Raw genomic sequence first — 3573 nt, forward strand, 5'->3', positions numbered from 1 at the left:
CGTCAAGCACCGCGCCCTGGCGGATGCCGTCGCTCAACAGTTGCGTGGAAAACCGATACTGCGGCCCCAGCACATCCATCGCCGCCGCAGTGGTCAACAGCTTGAGGCTCGAAGCCGGGCTCAGCCGCGTACGCGGGTTGTGCTGATAGAGCGTGTTGCCACTGCGGGCATCGCGCACCATCAGCGACACGCTGGCACCGTGCAGTGCCGGGTCGGCCAGCAACTGGTCGAGGCTGGCGCTGGTGGAAGTTTTCGGCGCCGTGGCGCAACCGCCCAGCAACAAGCTCAAGCCCAGCAGCAGCCCGCCGGTGTGTGTCCATCGTCCCAACCGCATAAACCTGGTAGTCCTTGAATTTCGAGAGTGCGCAGCTTGTGGAATTCCTCCCGGTCAATCAAGGCCCGTAGGTCGTGACGGAAAACGTATTGGCATGAAACAGCGGGTCCGGCTTGGGCTCGGCCTTGCGCGGCGCCGGCTGGGTAAAGTCCATGGCCGGCAGGAATACCCGCTGGCTCGCCGGGTCGAACGCCATGTTGTAGGCCATCGGCAAGGTGCTGACGCTGGAGCGTACGGCGTAGTGGTCGGCATCCGTTTGATCCACCAGCGTCAGGTTGGCATCGATGCCACTGGGGATCAGCAAGCGCCGGTGCTGCTCGTCGTAGGCCAGGGCGTTGATGTCGCGGGTGATCGGCAGCTTCGCCTTGACTTCACCGGTTTTCCGGTCGGCAACGATCAACACCGGCACTTCACCGCGACACGCCACAAACAGTCGCTGGCGCGCCACGTCCTGGGCCAATGCGCTGGGCTTGGGGCAACCGGCAAACTGCCAGGTGTCGAGCAACGCAAAGGTGCTCGCCGAATAGCGGGTGACCTTGCCTTCATCGCGCATCGGCAGGAAGAAGCTGCCGTCGCCCTTGATCAGCAGCGGGTCGATTTTCTTCACCGCCAGTTCATGGGCGCCGGTGATTCGTTCCTGTTTCGGGTCGAATTCAAACAGCGTCGAACGATCCGCCCGACGCCCACTGACAATAATCACCTTGCCCGTCGATGGCTCGTACACCGCGCTGTTGAGGTTGCTTTGCGCCACCGGGATGCGCTTCAGGAATGTGAGTGTGGATAACTCCACCACACTCAGACTGCCGTCGGTGTTGAGCACGAAAACCCGGTCTACCTCAGGCACGAACACCACGCCGTTGGCGCCTTCGGACTGCGCCACCGTCTCGACCAGGCGCTGCTGTTTCACATCAAACACGCTCAGGCCGTTTTCCCGGCGGGCCAGGAACAGATACGGCCGGGTCGGGTCCAGCCCGACAAAGCCCCAACTGTGGCCGGAGCCGGGCAATGTCACCCGGTGTTCGCGATGGTAGGTCGAGTCATCAGCCGATGCCGCGCCGCTGATCAACAGTGCTGCCAGTAACCAGTGTTTCATCAGAACTCCAGGGTGCTGGAGACGGACACCTGCCGCGCATCGCCGATGGACACGAACTGGGTGTTCACGGCCGAGGTGTAATAGGTACGGTCAAACAGGTTCTTCACGTTGAGCTGGAACTTGACCTTCTGCCCCTCGATTTTAGTGTCATAGGTGGCGAACGCATCGGCCACGGTGTAGCTCGGCAGGTCGAAATCGTTGGCGGCATTACCCGCTCGCTCCCCCACATAACGTGCACCGGCGCCCACCCGCAGTTGGTCACCGCCAAGGATGCTGCCGAAGTCATACACCGCTGACAGCGAGCCGGTGTTCTTCGCGACGTTTTGCAGGCGGTTGCCCTTAAGGTCCGGGTCTTCGGTGACAACAGCATCGGTGTAGGCGTAGCTGCCGATTACGCTCCATTTATCCGTCAGTTGACCGCTGGCGTCCAGTTCAAGGCCGCGGGAGCGGACCTTGCCGGCTACGCTATAGATCGCGATCGGGCCGTCGCCCACCTCGACCAATACATTGCGCTTCTCGATGTTGAACAGAGCGGCGCTGGCAGTGATACGACCCGGAATGTCGAGTTTGGTACCCAACTCCCAGGACTTCGACTGTTCCGGTTCAAGGCTGCCATCCAGCACCGTTTTGTTATCCAGCGGTGCGATGGTGGAGTTGGGCTTGAACGACTCTGTGTAGCTGCCATAGAACGACAGCTCGTCGGTGTAGCGGTACACCAGGCCCGCGCGTGGCACCCACTTCTGGCCATTGCCGTCGGTGTTGGCAGTGAACGGGACACCCTTGCCGGCGTATTGGTCGTACATCTGATAACGCGCGCCACCCACCAGGATCCACTGGTCAGTGAGGTGGATCGCATCCTGCAGGAACAGCGAGTCGCTGCGCAGCAGGTCCATCTGGTTGCTGTCCGGCGCGCTGACGGTGGTGCCCGCCACTTCATTGCCATAGACCGGGTCGTTGTAGTTGAACGTGCCACGGGGCGCCTGGCGGATCAGGTCGGCCCGGTAGATCTTGCGGTATTCGTCATCCAGGCCGAAGGTCAGGTCGTGCTGCATGCCTGCGACGTTGACCTTGCCTTCAAGGCTGGCGGTGGCGAAGCGGTCGGTGGTCAGTGCGCCCTGGGTGCCGTCCATGCTGCGGGTCAGGGTGCCATTGGCGTTGACCTTGACCACACGCACCTGGCTGGCGTCGTAGGTCTCGCGGTTCCAGCTGTAGCCGAAGTGGGCTTTCCAGTCGTCATTCAAATCGTGATCGGCCTCGAAGCGGTACAGGTCGGAGCGGCCTTCCATGTTATTGAAGGGCTCGTCCAGGCGGCGAGTCGACGGGATGTTGAGCGGGTGGTTGGTCTTGGGGTCGATGGCGGTGCCCCGGTCGAACGGCGAGAGAAACTCCCGGTGCTCATAGGCAAACAACAGCTTGGTGTTGTCGCCGTACCAGGCCAGCGACGGTGCGATCAGGCTCTCGCGGTGAGTGCCGTAGTTGCGCCAGTAATCTTCGTCTTCGTGATCGACGATCAAGCGGTACGCCAACCCGCTGTCACCGATGGGCCCTGTGGTGTCGAGGTTGCCGCCGCTGCCGTTCTTGCCGTCGCCAAAGGTCGAGCCGCGCACGGTCAGCGAGGTGGACTGGATCAGCTCGGGTTTCTTGCTGACGATATTGACCACGCCGCCCGGATCCTGAATGCCATACAGCAACGACGACGGTCCCTTGAGCACTTCGACGCGCTCGGCGGTGGAATTCAGCGCGCGGCCCTGCACCAGCGGCATGCCGTCCTGCATGATCGAACCGTTTCGGTTGTCACCAAAACCCCGCAGCATCACCGCGTCCTGGGTGCTGCCCAAGGTGTTGGCCTGGGTGATGCCACTGATGTTGGTCAGGGCATCGTCGAGGTTGCGCGGCTGTTGATCGCGCATCACCTGGGCCGGTACAACGTTGACAGTCTGTGGGGTTTCCAGCAGCAGGCCGTGGGAACGCATCACCGAACTGGTAGGCGGCGGTTGATAGCTGGTGGTATCCGAGGCCAGGGCGGCACCGTTGATGGTGGTGGCGCCGAGGTTCAGCGCGCCGTCGGTGGGCAGCGGTTCCAGGGCCAGGGTGCGGGCGTCGATCTGGCGGAAGGTGAAGCCGGAATTACCCAGCAGGCGTTGCA

Annotated in this window: 3 protein-coding genes; all 3 read right to left on the reverse strand. The window is 62.3% G+C overall.

Features of this window, described 5'->3' with window-relative positions:
* A partial coding sequence (locus tag HX846_RS32780) for a D-alanyl-D-alanine carboxypeptidase (RefSeq protein ID WP_178967007.1) occupies positions 1–334 on the reverse strand: 334 nt, incomplete at its 3' end.
* 58 nt (positions 335–392) lie between these two features.
* Positions 393–1427 carry a YncE family protein gene (locus tag HX846_RS32785; protein ID WP_178967008.1) on the reverse strand — a complete coding sequence of 345 codons (1035 nt, stop codon included), beginning with the start codon at positions 1425–1427 and terminating at the stop codon, positions 393–395.
* A partial coding sequence (locus HX846_RS32790; RefSeq protein ID WP_178967009.1) for a TonB-dependent siderophore receptor occupies positions 1427–3573 on the reverse strand: 2147 nt, incomplete at its 5' end. The genes HX846_RS32785 and HX846_RS32790, both read right to left, overlap by 1 nt.

Origin of the sequence: Pseudomonas sp. K5002, assembly GCF_013386655.1 — a bacterium.
Taxonomy (GTDB): Bacteria; Pseudomonadota; Gammaproteobacteria; order Pseudomonadales; family Pseudomonadaceae; genus Aquipseudomonas.